Source organism: Acidimicrobiales bacterium, assembly GCA_041394185.1.
Taxonomy (GTDB): Bacteria; Actinomycetota; Acidimicrobiia; order Acidimicrobiales; family Poriferisodalaceae; genus JAAETH01.
Window position 1 is genome coordinate 33,885 of the sequence record JAWKIQ010000003.1, and the last position, 14,892, is coordinate 48,776.

13 protein-coding genes are annotated in these 14,892 nt (G+C 65.5%); 7 read left to right on the plus strand and 6 right to left on the minus strand.

Annotation, left to right across the window (positions count from 1 at the left end; genetic code table 11):
- Nucleotides 1–424 precede the first annotated feature (424 nt).
- From R2770_13710 to R2770_13735, 6 genes are all read left to right on the plus strand, one after another.
- Nucleotides 425–1,360: a LysR family transcriptional regulator gene (locus R2770_13710; GenBank protein MEZ5281512.1), complete on the plus strand. Its 936-nt coding sequence runs from the start codon at nucleotides 425–427 to the stop codon at nucleotides 1,358–1,360.
- Nucleotides 1,361–1,427: 67 nt separating this feature from the next.
- Nucleotides 1,428–2,798, plus strand: coding sequence for a carboxyl transferase domain-containing protein (locus tag R2770_13715; GenBank protein ID MEZ5281513.1), 1,371 nt, complete (start codon nucleotides 1,428–1,430; stop codon nucleotides 2,796–2,798).
- 82 nt (nucleotides 2,799–2,880) lie between these two features.
- Nucleotides 2,881–4,149, plus strand: a complete 1,269-nt coding sequence (locus R2770_13720) for a citrate synthase (GenBank protein MEZ5281514.1) — start codon at nucleotides 2,881–2,883, stop codon at nucleotides 4,147–4,149.
- Between the two features lie 86 nt (nucleotides 4,150–4,235).
- The gene (locus R2770_13725) at nucleotides 4,236–4,562 is read left to right on the plus strand and encodes a PhzF family phenazine biosynthesis isomerase (protein ID MEZ5281515.1); all 327 of its coding nucleotides are present in this window, start codon (nucleotides 4,236–4,238) and stop codon (nucleotides 4,560–4,562) included.
- A 44-nt stretch (nucleotides 4,563–4,606) separates the two neighbouring features.
- Nucleotides 4,607–5,062, plus strand: a complete 456-nt coding sequence (locus tag R2770_13730; GenBank protein MEZ5281516.1) for a PhzF family phenazine biosynthesis protein — start codon at nucleotides 4,607–4,609, stop codon at nucleotides 5,060–5,062.
- Between the two features lie 193 nt (nucleotides 5,063–5,255).
- On the plus strand, nucleotides 5,256–6,380 hold the full coding sequence (locus R2770_13735) for an acyl-CoA dehydrogenase family protein (GenBank protein MEZ5281517.1): 1,125 nt from the start codon (nucleotides 5,256–5,258) through the stop codon (nucleotides 6,378–6,380).
- 16 nt (nucleotides 6,381–6,396) lie between these two features.
- On the opposite strand, the gene R2770_13740 is transcribed toward R2770_13735, so the two are convergent.
- Genes R2770_13740 through R2770_13750 form a run of 3 tightly spaced genes read right to left on the minus strand, consistent with a single transcriptional unit; the run spans nucleotide 6,397 to nucleotide 9,133 of the window.
- Entirely contained in the window at nucleotides 6,397–7,329 is a 933-nt protein-coding gene (locus R2770_13740; GenBank protein MEZ5281518.1) for an N-carbamoyl-D-amino-acid hydrolase, read from the minus strand.
- Nucleotides 7,330–7,347: 18 nt separating this feature from the next.
- Entirely contained in the window at nucleotides 7,348–8,613 is a 1,266-nt protein-coding gene (locus R2770_13745) for a M20 family metallo-hydrolase (GenBank protein ID MEZ5281519.1), read from the minus strand.
- Between the two features lie 10 nt (nucleotides 8,614–8,623).
- Nucleotides 8,624–9,133: a phosphoribosyltransferase gene (locus tag R2770_13750; GenBank protein ID MEZ5281520.1), complete on the minus strand. Its 510-nt coding sequence runs from the start codon at nucleotides 9,131–9,133 to the stop codon at nucleotides 8,624–8,626.
- Between the two features lie 294 nt (nucleotides 9,134–9,427).
- Between R2770_13750 and R2770_13755 the strand changes: the two genes are divergently transcribed.
- Nucleotides 9,428–12,778, plus strand: a complete 3,351-nt coding sequence (locus R2770_13755) for a S8 family peptidase (GenBank protein MEZ5281521.1) — start codon at nucleotides 9,428–9,430, stop codon at nucleotides 12,776–12,778.
- 75 nt (nucleotides 12,779–12,853) lie between these two features.
- Here the strand turns inward: R2770_13755 and R2770_13760 are convergent, their stop codons facing one another.
- From R2770_13760 to R2770_13770, 3 genes are read right to left on the minus strand one after another with little or no spacing between them, the layout of a single operon-like run.
- Entirely contained in the window at nucleotides 12,854–13,111 is a 258-nt protein-coding gene (locus R2770_13760) for a thiamine-binding protein (protein ID MEZ5281522.1), read from the minus strand.
- Entirely contained in the window at nucleotides 13,108–13,491 is a 384-nt protein-coding gene (locus R2770_13765; protein ID MEZ5281523.1) for a helix-turn-helix domain-containing protein, read from the minus strand. The genes R2770_13760 and R2770_13765 overlap by 4 nt, the downstream gene beginning before the upstream one ends.
- A 23-nt stretch (nucleotides 13,492–13,514) precedes the next feature.
- Nucleotides 13,515–14,891: an 8-oxoguanine deaminase gene (locus tag R2770_13770; GenBank protein ID MEZ5281524.1), complete on the minus strand. Its 1,377-nt coding sequence runs from the start codon at nucleotides 14,889–14,891 to the stop codon at nucleotides 13,515–13,517.
- Nucleotide 14,892 lies beyond the last annotated feature (1 nt).

Consider the following 14,892-nt stretch of genomic DNA (forward strand, 5'->3'; position numbering starts at 1 on the left):
AGCGGGGGGACACTCGCCCGGGCTATGTGACGCGGTTGGGGGATCCGCTGAAGGTCAAGCTACCCATGGGAGGGCAATCTGTCAATCAGTTCGCAGTGAATATCATCATCTGATCTAGAGATGGTGTAAGCCCTTGCAAAACGACAACAGCGCCGGTCGGGGAGACCAGCGCTGTTGATTTCGACAACGGCGGGGGACACCGGTCGAAAGATTCCGAGGCCGAGCGGGGGAACTCTCCTCGGCTATGTCATGGTCGACCCGAGCGGGGGGACACTTGGCCGACCCATCAACCTCCGCAGTGGGGGAACCACGTGGTTGGTATCGACAACACTATTGACGCGAGGCCAATCTTCCAAGCAGTTGTGCGAGATACCTGCCATCTGACCGGCAGATAGGCACCGACGATTCCGGTAGCATGCTCGGCATGGACCTCCGCCAACTCCAGAGCCTTCTAGCCGTCGCCGAACACGGCACGTTCTCGGCTGCCGCTCGCTCGCTTCACACGGTCCAGTCGAACGTCTCGACACACGTCGCCCGCCTCGAGCGCGAACTCGGAGCCACCCTGGTCGATCGCTCGGCCAGCAGGCTCACACCCGAGGGTGAAGTCGTGGTGGCTCGGGCCAGGCGTGTGGCTTCGGAGCTAGAGGCGTTGAGTGCCGACGTCGCCAGCCTGACCTCCGAGGTCACCGGCACCGCCCGCGTCGGCATCATCGGCACCACCGCCCGATGGCTGACCCCACTGTTCCTCGACGCGATGAGCGAGCGGCACCCGAGGGTGCGCATCGTCGTCACAGAGGCTACGACCCTGACCCAGCTCCCCCAGCTGTTCACCGACCAGATCGACATAGGGGTGGTGAACCTTCCCCAACGCGACCCCGACCTCGACGTGATGACGCTGTTCGGCGAAGACCTCGTGGCCATAGTCCCGACCAAACATCCCCTCGCCAGCTCGCACGGACCTGTCTCGTTCACCGAACTGGCCGAACACCGGTTGCTGCTGGGCCCCAGCGGCTCGAACCTGCGCAGCGAGGTAGACCAGCACGCCCAACGGGCAGGGGTCACGCTCAGTTCTGCTGCCGAGATAGACGGCGTACGCCTCGCCGCGACCCTGGCGTTTCAAGGTTATGCACCCACGCTTGTGCCCATGACGGCAATCCCCCGCTGGGCGCCGCCCGCCGAGTGGGTCATGCGGCCGATCACCGAACAGCCCCGTCGTTACGTCGGGCTGGCGTTCCGGCGCCGCGGCATGTTGTCGGCGCCGGCATCGGCGGCTCGCGACGCCTTGCGAACCGTCATCGCAGAACACATCGACGACGAGCCCGGGCTGCACCTGCCAACCGATTCAGAAGTTCCGGTTTGAAAGCCCTTTCAGCAGACGTCGCGTTCGGGCGACTCCAACCTGGCTGCGGTACTAGAGTCGTGCGACGATGACCGATGCCGCCCAGACCTCGGCCGAACTCGAACTCGAGCTCCGCTCCAGAACCCCGGGGGTGGCGGCGGTACGTATCGAGCGCTACGACAACCGGCGTGTCGTCGTGGTGCGCATCAGCAGCACGGTGCGACGCGGTGCGCTGAACCCCATCGATGGCGAGAACATCGCAGAGGCCGCTCGCATGGCCTCGCGCAAGCGCCTTCCGCTGGTCATGTACGTGGCATCGGCGGGCGCGAACATGACCGAGGGAATCGACGCCCTACACGGCTGGGGGCGCGCAGCGCGCGAGCTGTCGCAGTGCAGTGGCGTGGTGCCCATCATCGCCATCAACGACGGGCCGGCGGTGTCGGGAAGCGCTCTGCTGATCGGTCTTGCCGACATCGTCATAATGACCGAGGACGCATATGCGTTCGTCAGCAGCCCCAACGGAGTGCGCCAGTTCACGGGTGTGAACGTGAGCATCGAAGAACTCGGCGGGTCGGCGGTACACGACCGCTCCACCGGCGTCGCCCACGCTGTGGTGCCCGACCGGGCTGCGGCCGAGGCCATGGTGGCCCAGTTGCTGGCTTTCATCCCAGATCACATCGACTGCCTGCCACCGCTGCAGGACACCCTCGACCCCATCGCCCGGCCCACCCCCGAGGCCGGTGACCTGCTGCCCGACTCGCCCACCGGCGCCTACGACGTGAGGTCCATCGCCGCAGAGATCGTCGACGACGACTATTTCCTCGAGCTGCGCAGCGGCTGGGCCCCAAACCTGGTCACCGGCTTCGCCAGCATCGGTGGGCACCCTGTGGGAGTAGTCGCAAACCAGCCGCTGGCCATGGCGGGCACACTCGACATCGCAGCATCACAAAAGGGCGCCCGTTTCGTGGCGTTCTGCGACGCGTTCAACATCCCGCTGCTGACCATCATCGACACGCCCGGCTTCTATCCGGGCAAAGACCTCGAATGGCGCGGAATGATCCGCCACGGCGCACAGATGGCCTTCGCCTACGCCAGAGCATCGGTGCCCCGCGTGGCCCTGGTGCTGCGCAAGTCCTATGGCGGCGCGTTCATCGTGATGGACTCCAAGACGATGGGCAACGACGTCTTCATCGCGTGGCCCACCGCCGAAATCGCCGTAATGGGTGCACGCCAAGCTGCCGAAGTGATTGCCAGGCGCGCCAGTGCCGAGGAGAAGGAACAGTTCGTCCTCGACTACGAGGAGCGCTATCTGAACCCCTACGTCGCTGCCGAGCGCGGATACATCGACATGGTCATCGAGCCGGCCGATACCCGCAAGTCGGTGGCCGAGGCCCTCGAGGTGCTTCGCACCAAACGCGAGGAACTGCCAGAGCGACGACACGACAACACCCCGCTGTAGGCGTCGATTCATGACCCTCGACGGCCTCAACAGCTAGATTCGACAACAGAGATACGGGAAACCCCGGAGGAGCAGAGCCAACGTGGCCGATTCGATCACGATCACCGACAACCGCACCGGCGAAAGCGTCGAGATACCCATCGAGAACGGTGGGGTCGACATGAAGGCCATTCAGAAGCTCATGCCTGGCACATGGATTCTCGACCCCGGCTTTGGTGGCACAGCCTCCACCGAGTCGGCGATCACAGAGCTCGACGGCGAGAACGGCATCTTGCGCTATCGCGGCTACCCGATCGAACAGCTCGCCGAGAAGTCGACCTTCCTCGAGGTGTGCTACCTGCTGCTGTTCGGCGACCTGCCCAACACCGAGCAGCTCGACAAGTGGGTACACGACATCACGTACCACACCTTCGTCCACGAGAACATGCGCAAGCGCTTCATGGAGGGCTTCCATCACGACGCCCATCCCATGGGCATGTTGATGTCGGCCATCGCCGCGCTGTCGACCTTCTACCCCGAGGCCAAGGACATCCACGACCCCGACAACCGGTACCGCCAGATCAACCGCCTGATCTCGAAGGGCCCCACCATCGCCGCCATGGCCTACCGCGCCAGCCTCGGCATGCCCTTCAACTACCCAGACAACGACCTGACCTATCCCGAGAACTTCCTGTCGATGATGTGGAAGATCGCCGAGCCCCAGTACAAGCCCGACCCGACGCTCAGCCGCGCCCTCGACGTGTTGTTGATCCTGCACGCCGATCACGAGCAGAACTGCTCGACGACCACCATGCGCGTCGTGGGTTCCAGCCACGCCGACCCCTACTCGGCGGCCGCTGCGGCCACCGGTGCCCTCTACGGACCCCGCCACGGTGGTGCCAACGAGGCCGTGATCCACATGCTCGAGGAGATCGGCAGCTACGACAACATCGAGCCCTTCGTCGAGTCGGTCAAGAAGGGCGAAGGTCGCCTGATGGGCTTCGGCCACCGGGTCTACAAGGCCTATGACCCCCGAGCCCGCATAGTCAAGGAAACCGCCGACCGGGTATTCGAGGTCACAGGCAAGAACCCGCTGCTGGACATCGCTCTCAAGCTCGAAGAGATCGCCCTCAGCGACGACTACTTCAAGAGCCGCAACCTGTATCCCAACGTCGACTTCTACACCGGCCTGATCTACCAGGCCATGGGCTTCCCGCTCGACATGTTCACCGTGCTGTTCACCATCGGTCGCATGCCGGGTTGGCTTGCGCACTGGCAGGAACTGTTGGTCCAGGACCAGCGCATCAGCCGTCCTCGCCAGATCTACGTGGGCACCGGCGCCCGCGACTACGTGCCACTCGAGCAGCGCTGAACACAGTTCCCAGCGTCCACGCAGCGCCGACTCGGCGTGCCGGTTGAGCATCGACTGGAACACGGGCTCGCCCCCACAATCGGGGGATGCGAGTTCCGGTGTTCCAGTTCGATGCGTTTTCGGCCACTGCATTCGGCGGCAATCCCGCTGCGGTGGTACTGCTCGATGACGAGGCCCCCGACCACAACGTGCTTCAGGCCATAGCGGCCGAGATGAACCTGTCGGAGACGGCCTTTGCCACCCGTCGCCCAGACGCAGAATGGAATCTGCGATGGTTCACACCGCTGACCGAGGTCGACTTGTGCGGCCACGCCACGCTTGCCAGCGCTGCATGCCTGTTCGATGCAGGACGTCTCGGGTCTGATACCGCAGAGCGGGCCGAGGTCGTGTTCCACACCGGTCTGGCCCGCTGACGTGCGTCGTCAGCCGCGTCGATGGCCAGGCGATCAGCGTCGAGATGGACTTTCCCGCTACCTACACCGAACCGGTCAGCGACACCACCTCGCTGTCGGACGCCCTGGGCGCCGAGGTCATCGACGCCGGCTCGGCCTTCGACCTGGTAGCCCAGTTGCGCACGCCGCAGCAGGTACGTGCCCTGACCCCCGACATTTCGGCCGTCGAGCGCCTCGATGCGAGGGCCGTGGTGGTCACAGCCGCAGGAGACGTCGACGGCGGCGAGGCCGACTTTGTGTCTAGGGTCTTCGCCCCGCGGCTGGGCATCGCCGAGGATCCGGTGACCGGCTCGGCTCACACGATCTTGGCCACGTGGTGGTCAAAGCGCTTGTCGAAGACCAGCCTGAAGGCCCACCAGGTTTCGGCCCGTGGTGGGCGTCTGGGGCTGATGCTGGACGGCGACCGGGTGGCCATCTCGGGAACCGCCGCCAAGGTAATGGAAGGCACACTGCTGATCTGAAAATCGAGAAATCGCAGAATTCTCGAAATCGGTCTCAAGCAAAGCGGCCCACGTGTCGTTGATGTGGTTGCCGCACAGAGAACCGCCGGCACATGGGGGCTGGCGGTTCACCCACCCAACGGGGTGGTGGATCCCGCAAGGGGTCCACCACCCCGCTGTGGGTTTGGTGGCCGTATTGCCCTAGGTTGCACAGGTGGATTTTTCCTGGCCCGACACCCTCGACGAACTGCGAGACGAGGTCCTGAGCTTCGTCGAAACGGCCACCGCCGACCTGGAACTGTTGGATGATCCGTGGCTGCGAGAGCCATCGAAGCAGTTCGATCGCAGGCTCGGAGAGGCCGGCTACATCGGCTTGCGCTGGCCCGTCGAGTACGGCGGCGGGGGCCGCAGCGCCCTGGAACACTTCGTGGTGATGGAGACCCTGCTGTTGGCGGGCGCGCCGGTATCGGGAGCCTGGTTCCCCGACCGTCAGATCGGCCCGGTGCTGCTGCAGTACGGCACCGAAGACCAGAAGCGGCGGTGGTTGCCCGACATCATCGCTGGGCGTTCGGCCTGGGCCATCGGCATGAGCGAACCTGACGCCGGGTCAAACGTGGCCGGCATCTCCACCAAGGCCGAGATCGACGGAGACCACTTCGTGGTCAACGGACAGAAGATCTGGACCAGCGGGGCCGCCGACGCCGACTTCTGCTATCTGATCTGCCGCACATCCAGCGACGGTCCGCCGCACCGGGGGCTCAGCGAGCTGGTGGTCGACATGAGCCTGCCAGGCATCAGCGTCAACCCCATCCACGACTCGGCGTGGGGCAAACACTTCAACGAGGTGTTCTTCGACGACGTGCGGGTGCCGGCCGACTGTCTCATCGGCGAGATGAACAACGCGTTCGGCCAAACTATGCGCCAACTCGAACACGAGCGCGGTGGCATCGACCGTCTGGTGTCGAACAAGCGTCTGTACATGGACGTCGTTGGGCTGGCCGACACCTCAGATCCGCTTGTGCGCCAACAGATCGCAACGATCGAAACCAAGTACACGATCGGTCGCAACCTGGTGTTGCGCAACGTGCTGGGGCAGGCCCCCGCGGGTCACTCGGCGGTCACGAAGACCTTCTGCACCGAGTTCGAACAAGAGGTCGCCCAGTTCGTCAGCCAGGTGCTGGGAGCCAGGGCGATGCTTGCCGGCGCCGGAACCCTCGAGGGGCGAGTCGCGCGCAACGTCGTCTACGCACCCTCGTACACGATCATGGGCGGCACCACCCAGATCCTTCGCAACATCATCGGCGAGAGGGTGCTGGGGCTGGCACGCGAGCCGCGCTGAGGCAGCCCGCGTCCACCTAGTCGGGAATCACAGCGCCCTTCTGCGATGTGATGCGCCAGTAGTGCTGAGGCTCGCGGTGGCCCTCGAAGTTGAACACCCACTCCTTGTACGAGCGCGTGTCGTCGAGATCACAGGCGGCCGTGATGACCTCGTCGCCGTCGGTGCGAGCCTCGGCCACCACCATTCCGGACGGGGCGATGATGCAGCTTCCGCCCATCATCGCCACGCCTTCCTCGTAGCCGCCGTGGGCCACTCCGACCACCCAGGTGCCGTTCTGGTAGGCCCCGGCCGCCATCACCAGCTCGTTGTGGAACCACGAGTGCCTGTCGTGTTCGGGTGACGGAGGGTTGTGGATGGGCGTGGTGTAGCCGATGGCTATCAACTCGACGCCCTGGAGCCCCAACGAGCGATAGCTCTCGGGCCAGCGCCTGTCGTTGCAGATCAGCAACCCGACGATGCCCCCGTGGGCCCGCGCCACCCGGAACCCCTCCTCGACACCGGGCACGTCGAAGTAGCGCTTCTCGAGGTGCTGGAAGGCGCGCCACGGCTCGTGCTCGCGATGGCCCGGCAGGTGCACCTTGCGATACTTGTGAACGATCTGGCCGGTCTTGTCGACCCAGATGGCGGTGTTGTAGTGGCGGCCTTCGGGGGTCAACTCTGCATAACCCAATACAAAAGCGATGCCGAGCCGTTTGGCCTCGTCGAACAGGGGCTGGGTCTGTGCGCTTGGCATCTCGCGCTCGAAGAACGAGTCGACCTCGGCCTGGTCTTCCATGAACCACCGAGGGAAGAACGTGGTCAGCGCCAACTCCGGGAAGATCACCACGTCGCTGCCGCGCCGATGGGCCTCGCGCATCATAGCGATTAGCCGCTCGACCACCTCGGCACGCGACGCCGAACGCTCGATGGCGCCGACCTGAGCCGCGGCGACGTTGACGATTCTGGACATTGGACGGTGACTCCTGGCTCAAACAGCGGCCGAATGGGCCGATTGTTCTAGATACCCGCTTGCCAACGCGACGACGGTGTCAAGCAAGACCTGTGCCCCCGCTGCGATGTCGTCGGATGCCGTGAACTCTGCGGGGTTGTGGCTGATACCGGCAACGCTGGGGACGAAGACCATGGCCGACGGGCACACCCTGGCCAGCATCTGGGCATCGTGGCCAGCGCCCGAGGGCATCCGTCTGACCGACAGGCCCCGGGCCCGCGCCGAAGCCTCCACCAGGTCGACCACCGGCTTGGCAAACACCACGGGCTCGAAGCGGGCCAAGGTCGTCGTAGAGATCAGCACACCCTCGGCCACAGCGAGCTCGTCGAGCCTGAACATCAGTTCGGCCTCGGCGGCCGCCAAAACCGCCTCGTCGGTGTTGCGAAGATCTACCGTCAACGACGCAGTCGCCGGCACCACGTTGACCAGGTTGGGGTGCAGCTCGATACGCCCGGTCGTGGCCACCTGGTCGCCGCCATAGCGCAGTGCCAGTTCGCGAACGAACACCATGATCTCGGCCGCAACATACGCGGGGTCGCGGCGCAGTCTCATCGGCGTCGTGCCGGCGTGGTTGGACTGGCCAGTGATGTTGACCTCGGTCCACGAGATGCCCTGAACCGACTCGACCGCGCCGATGGTGACGCCCTCTTCCTCCAGCACCGGGCCCTGCTCGACGTGCATCTCGACAAATGCGTGAGGCGCCATCCCCGGGATCGGAGAGCCGCCCATGTAGCCGATGCGATCGAGCTCGGCCCCTACGAAGGTGCCGTCGATGCCTTCGGTGCTGAGAGCCTCCTCCAGAGCCATGCCGCCGACATACACCAGGCTTCCCATCATGTCCGGGGCGAACCTGGCGCCTTCCTCGTTCGAAAAGAGCGCGACCGCCAACAACGGCCGTTCGAGCTGGGCGCCCGAGTCGATCACGGCCTCGATCACCTCGAGGCCCGCGAGAACTCCGAGATTGCCGTCGAAACGACCACCTGTAGCAACGGTGTCGATGTGGCTGCCCATCATCACCGGGGCCGTGTCGAAGCCGGGCTGCACGGCGACGACGTTTCCAATGCCGTCGACCGAGACCTCGAGCCCCAGATCTCGCATCCACGAGACGACCAGGTCGCGGCCCGCCTTGTCTTCATCGGTGAACGCCAGCCGGGCGTTGCCGCCACCTTCGATGGGCGAGATCTGATGCAGTGCTTCGATGCGAGCCATGAGCCGGTCGATCGAGATGAGGATCGGTTGTGTCATGGCAGGCAGATCAGGCGTCGGCCACGTCGAAGCCCTCGGCTCCGTCGACCAGACCTTCGTCGCTCCACGGGAAGTTGATCCACTTGTCCGTGCGCTTCCAGACATATTCGCACTTCACCAGCGAGTGCGACTTCTCGTACAACACCGCGCTGCGAACCTCTCCGGTGTTGTCGAGGCAATGGTCGCGCACCAACTTGAGGGTGTGCCCGGTGTCGGCCACGTCGTCGGCGATCAACACCTTGCTGTCGGCCAGATCGACGAAGTCGACATATGGCGGCAACATCATCGGCACATCCATGCGTTCGTCGACACCCGTGTAGTACTCGACGTTCATCACATAGATGTTCTTGACGCCCAACGCGTATCCGAGCGAGGCGGCGGTGAACAGCCCACCACGAGCGATGGCGAGAATGATCTCGGGCCGATAACCGCTGTCGGCAATCGACTGCGCCAACGATCGCACGGCCGGGCCATACGTGGCCCATTCGAGAATCTCACGGCCTTCGGTAGGTTCACCCACGAATCAAGCTCCATCGTCTAGTCCCGGGTTCGCGAATCTAGCTGTTTTATTGGTGCTAGTTCGCGCCCTTCGGGCGCTCATACGCACATCGATCTGCGCCACTCCTCGCCGAAGGCTCGTCCCTACCGACGCTCATAAGCACATCGATCTGCGCCACTCCTCGCCGAAGGCTCGTCCCTACCAACGCTCATACGCGCATCGATCTGCGCCATCTCGCTCTCAAGCCCGACCGCAGTCGCGCCGATGGAGACCGAGCTGTCCCCGTCGCGGGCCGTGGGAGTGAGTAGTGGAATCGTGAAGAAGCTCAAGGGAACACCTGGGTTCGTGGCCTTCGTCGTCGTCTGCCTGTGTGGCATGTACCTGGCGACCGGTCTTCGTGGGGGTGAGCCGCAGGCGGCCGCAGCGCCCGCGCAGAACTTCGACGATTCGGGCGTGTACGAACCTGGCGCGCCGGTCGACGACGGCTACAACCGTCTGCTGGTGGACGTTCCGGCTGAACCCGAAGCCAGGACCGTGTCCTCGACCTCGGAGTTCTTGACAGAGGAGGGCGTCGACCTCGGCGTTCTCGACGGCCAAGACGACAGCGCCGTCATCGAGAATGTCGACGGCGAGCTGGTCGCCACGTACCCCGACGGCTCGTCGATAGTCCTCACCGCCGATGAGACCGACGAAGGCCCCGGCATCGACGCGGTCATCGCCGAGCTGGAGGCAGACCCCGAGGTGGTCGAGGTCCGCAAGATCGACGACCAGACGATCGCCGTCACCACCACCCGCAACGCCGACGAGATCGGCACCATGGTGGGTCTGACGGTCAACCCCGACGAACCCACAGAAGCCTTCGAGACCGATCCGTACTTCGCATACCAGTGGGGTCTCGAGAACACCGGGCAGGACTCGGGTTATGTCGACGATGCCGACGTGGATGCCCCTGACGCCTGGGCGACGTCCAGCCGGGGAAGCGGAATCGTGGTTGCCGTGCTTGACTCGGGCGTCGACTTCGGCCACCCAGACCTGGGATCGCGCCGTTGGACCAACACCGACGAGAACTGTGGCAACGGCGTGGACGACGACGCCAACGGCTACGTCGATGACTGCCACGGTTGGGACTTCATGTTCAACGACGCCTCACCGTGGGACGGCAACAACAACTTCCACGGGACCCACGTCGCAGGCATCATCGCCGCCTCCAACGACAACGTCGGAGTGGTCGGTATGGCGGCCAACGCCACGATCATGGACGTCCGAATCCTCGATTCGCAGGGACGCGGCTACACCAGCGCCTTCGCCGCCGGCATCCGCTATGCCGTCGACAACGGCGCCGACGTCATCAACATGAGCGTCGGCACCAACCCCGGTGTGCCACGCGAATACCTGGCACCAGTCGAAGCTGCCGTGCAGTACGCGCGCGCAAACGGGGTCGTCATCGTCGCCGCCGCCGGCAACAGCAACGTCGACGTCGACACCCAGTACGTTTGGCCCGCTTCGTTCGGGCGCTACTACGACAATGTCGCCACCATCGCCGCCACGGACTACGCCGACAGCCGCTCGAGCTTCTCGAACTACGGAGCCCAGACGGTGGTTCTGGGAGCACCGGGCAGCCGCATCCTTTCGGCAACCCTCGGCAACAACTGGTCATACGCCAGCGGCACGTCGATGGCTGCGCCGATGTTCGCGGGCGCTGTGGCGCTGCTGTACGGCGATGGATTGGCGGGCTCGCCGGCCGAAGCGATCGAACAGTTGGTCGCCAGTGCCGATCCGGTTCCGTCGCTGGACGGACGCGCACGCAATGCAGGACGCCTGAATGTAGGTGCGCTCTATTCGGCAACCCCGATCGACCCGGTGCGGGTCGAGGCCACCGGCCTTCACTCGCTCAATGCCGGGTCCGACATCGACGCCAGCCTGAACATCCGGGTCAACGACGTCGAGGGTTTCGCCGCCCAGGAGTTCCGCTGGGAGGCACGCCTGCTGACCGCTGTCGAGGGCCAGGCGCACGGCGTACTCGAGCACCCTATTTCGGTGAACGGCGTCGACACCCTGACGAACGGCCAGGCCCTGTTCGCCCTGTCGGGTAACACCTCGCTGATAGCCGACCCCAGCGCGGCCACCGAGGGCAGCCGCATCGACCTGGGCACCAAGCTGCCCGCAGGGTCCTATGCACTGATCGTCGAGGCGGTTGCCGCAGACGACCCGACGATGATCCTGGCGCCCCCGTCGATGCTGTTCTTCGACGTCGCGCCGGCGCCAGAGGTGCCCGACACCACGACACCGGCTACCGATGGTCCCACCACCACGACCGAAGCGGGCGTGACGACGACCACGATCGCAGAATCGCCCACGACCATCGCGGGCTCGCCGTCGACAACCATCGAGGACGACGACCGTGACGACGACGACCGTGACGACGACGACCGTGACGACGACGACCGCGAAGACCGCGACCGCGGCCGCCGCGGCAACCGTCCGCCGGGCATCACGCCGTCGAGCACCATTCCCGACATCCCGCCTCCGGCCCGTGACCGGGTTCCCGATCGCTTCCGCGACGGCTGGGACTGGACACCGACGACATCGACCACCACCACAACGGTGCCGTCCACCGACGGGCCCACCAGCACCACCCAGCCGGGCGTGACGTCGACCACCTCGGTTGCCACCACGGTTCCGGGCAACACCACCACCACGGTGTTCGGCTCGCCGTCGACCACGTCGGTCAGCACCACCACACCCGGGTCGAGCACCACCAGCGTGGTGCCCACGACGGCCTTGGCTACCACGTCGTCGACAACGGGCCCAACCACAACAACGACCCAGCCCAACCGCAACGGCGTGTGGGAGATAACCGCCGTCGCCCCCAACTCGGCCCCCGTGGGCGTGTCGGGCGGTTACGCCGGCATCACCGGCATGTTCCCATCGACACCACGCGTGTTCTTCGGCAGCGTCGAGGTGACACCCACGGTGGCCAGCCGGTCTTACCTGCTGGTACCCATCCCGGTGGCAACACAGCCAGGAGCGGTCGACATCAGCCTGCGCATCGATTCTTCGATCGTGCTGCTGATGGAGGACGCCTTCACCTATACCGGGTCGGCGGTTACGACAACAACGGTCGCTGGAAGCGATCCGGGTGACGCGCCTGGCGGTGGCGACACTCCAGGCACCACCACTCCGTCCAGCACACCCGATGGGCAGCCCGGTACACCTGGTGACGGCGGCGATGGTGTCACAACCACGACCCAGGCGGGCACCACACCCACCACAGACGGCACCTCGCCCACCACCGTGGTAGGCGGGCCCACACCCACCACCGTGCTGGGAGACTCACCGACCACCACCGTCGTGGACGGGCCGACGCCCACCACCCAGCCGGGCGCCCCTGACACCACCCAGCCCGGCACGCCGGGTCCGGGCGACACCACGACCACCACCATCGGGTCGGGCCCCAACCCCAGCACGCCCACGACTGTCGCACCGGCGCCGTCGGGCAAGCGAGGGCTGCGCCCCACATACGGGTTCGGCGCCTCGTTCGTCACCGCCGACGGCCTGACCGTTGCCCCCGTCGAGGAGCCGTCGAACCCCACGGGCGACGTTCCGACCATCGAATGGCCCAGCCTGGCGTGCACCCCGGCCAGCTGCTCGGGCCGCTCGATGTGAATTCACCGGTGAGTCGGGTGCCCCTCCACCCGGCTCACCGGTTGAGGGTCTGCAAACGCGCTGGCGCCGCAGGTTTCAGGCGAGATCGATAGCTGTCTCGGTGACCTGAAGGGTCACCCGTGTTGCTCCGGTGGCCAACGCGGCGCCGGTGATGTGCGACATCGCCGACAGCACAAGGGCGTCGGTTCCCTCAGCTGTGGTGCCGAAGGGCCCAACAGCGACCTCCAGGCCGGCTTCTTCTGCAGCCTCGATGGCAGCCACCACATGGGGGCCCGGATTGGCGTCGACGAACGGCTCGATTGTTAGTTCCAGCTTGAGCCTCTTGTTGGTCATCGCCGCTCCCGATTGTTGGGCGTCGTGTCTCGAGCGTTCAAGTAGTTGTAGACCGTGAACCGGCTGACATCTAGCCGATCGGCGACGTCCTCGGCGGCTTTGCGGATCACGAATGCCCCCAGATCGTCGAGCCGGGCCACGACCGCCTGTTTGTCTTCCCTGTCGAGATCTGCCAGTGGCGATCCGTATTCGACCTCCAGCGAGTCGAGCAACCGCTCCAGGGCATCGTGCAGGCCCGGCTGGCGAAACCCGCCAACCACCTCGCCCTGCCACCTCAGTGGGATGTCGCCAGGCTGCATCTCGATCGGTTCGACCAGTACTGCACCAAGTGCATCTGCCACAGGCTCCAGAGCCCGGCGTAGAGGATGGTCTGGGGTCATCTCCACAACGTCCTGCTATGGCTTCATCGCTGCAAGGCCTGGGCGACGCTGCGATGCTGGGCAAGGCGCTCTTCGACCGCCGAGCTCACCAACAGGCCGTTGTCGACTATGACCTGCCCGGCCACGATGGTGGTGCGAGCCTTGGTGGGCCCACACCGCAGCCAGGCCTCGATGGGGTCCGACAGAGCGCCTGCAAACTGCAACCCGTCGAGCGCCCAGATGGCCAGGTCACCAACGGCACCAACCGACAACTCGCCCAGCTCGCCCTGGCGGCCCAGACAAGCTGCGCCGCCTGTGGTTGCCATCTCGAGCGCGTCGCGCGACGACATCAGCGACCTGGAGCCGTCCAGAAACCCCTTCAGCCGACCGCTGAGCATGGCGTTGCGCGCCTCGGTCCACATGCTGCCCGAATCGGCCGAGGCCGAGCCGTCACAGCCCAGGCCCACTGGCGCGCCGGCGGCGCGGAGCTTGGCCACGGGCGCAACGCCCGTACCCAGAATCATGTTCGAGCTGGGACAGTGGGCAACCCCCACGCCCCATGCGCCCAGCCTGGCGATCTCGGAGTCGTCGGGCTGCACGCAGTGGGCAATCCACGAACGGTCGCTACCCCATCCGACGTTTTCGAAGTGGTCGATGGGCCTCACCCCGAACATCTCGATGCAGAAGTCGTCCTCGTCGATGTCTTCGGCCAAGTGTGTGTGAAGCCTGACGTCCAGGCGCTCGGCAAGCTCGGCAGTGCGGGCCATCAGCTCGGCGGTGACCGAGAACGGCGAACACGGAGCCAGCGCTATGCGCACCATCGCGCCGTGGTTGCGGTCGTGATGGCGTTCGACGGCCTCCTGCGACTGAGCCAGGATCGTGTCGTCGTCCTGCACCACCGAGTCGGGTGGCAAGCCGCCGTCCTTCTCGGACAGGCTCATCGACCCACGGGTGGGGTGGAATCGAAAACCCAGCTCGGTGGCGGCTGCGATCTCGGCCGACAGCAGGTCGCCACCGCCGGCCGGGTGCACGTAGAGGTGGTCGGTCGATGTGGTGCACCCCGACTCGGCCAGCTCGGCCAGACCTACCCACGCCGAGATGTACGCGGCCTCCTCATCGAGGCGGGCCCACTTGGGGTAAAGGGTCTTCAGCCAGTGGAACAGGTTGCCATCGAGCGCCGGACCGTAGGCGCGGGTGAGGTTCTGGTACAGGTGATGATGGGTGTTGACCAGCCCCGGGGTCACCAGGCATCCGGCGGCATCGATGGTTCGCTCGGCGCTTGGCTCGGCGCCAGGGCCACCCACCCCTACGACCATGCCGTCGCTGATGGCAACCCATCCGCCGGGCAACTCTCGCCGCTCGGCGTCGACGGTGGCCAGCAGATCGGCGCCCTTCACCAACAGGTCGACCGGTTGGTCCACG

Bases quoted from the DNA above. Each gene is read 5' to 3' on its own strand.
- R2770_13760 (MEZ5281522.1), bottom strand. From the start codon at position 13,111: ATGACCAACAAGAGGCTCAAGCTGGAACTAACAATCGAGCCGTTCGTC.
- R2770_13715 (MEZ5281513.1), top strand. From the start codon at position 1,428: ATGACCGATGCCGCCCAGACCTCGGCCGAACTCGAACTCGAGCTCCGC.
- R2770_13730 (MEZ5281516.1), top strand. From the start codon at position 4,607: ATGGACTTTCCCGCTACCTACACCGAACCGGTCAGCGACACCACCTCG.
- R2770_13740 (MEZ5281518.1), bottom strand. From the start codon at position 7,329: ATGTCCAGAATCGTCAACGTCGCCGCGGCTCAGGTCGGCGCCATCGAG.
- R2770_13725 (MEZ5281515.1), top strand. From the start codon at position 4,236: ATGCGAGTTCCGGTGTTCCAGTTCGATGCGTTTTCGGCCACTGCATTC.
- R2770_13745 (MEZ5281519.1), bottom strand. From the start codon at position 8,613: ATGACACAACCGATCCTCATCTCGATCGACCGGCTCATGGCTCGCATC.
- R2770_13765 (MEZ5281523.1), bottom strand. From the start codon at position 13,491: ATGACCCCAGACCATCCTCTACGCCGGGCTCTGGAGCCTGTGGCAGAT.
- R2770_13710 (MEZ5281512.1), top strand. From the start codon at position 425: ATGGACCTCCGCCAACTCCAGAGCCTTCTAGCCGTCGCCGAACACGGC.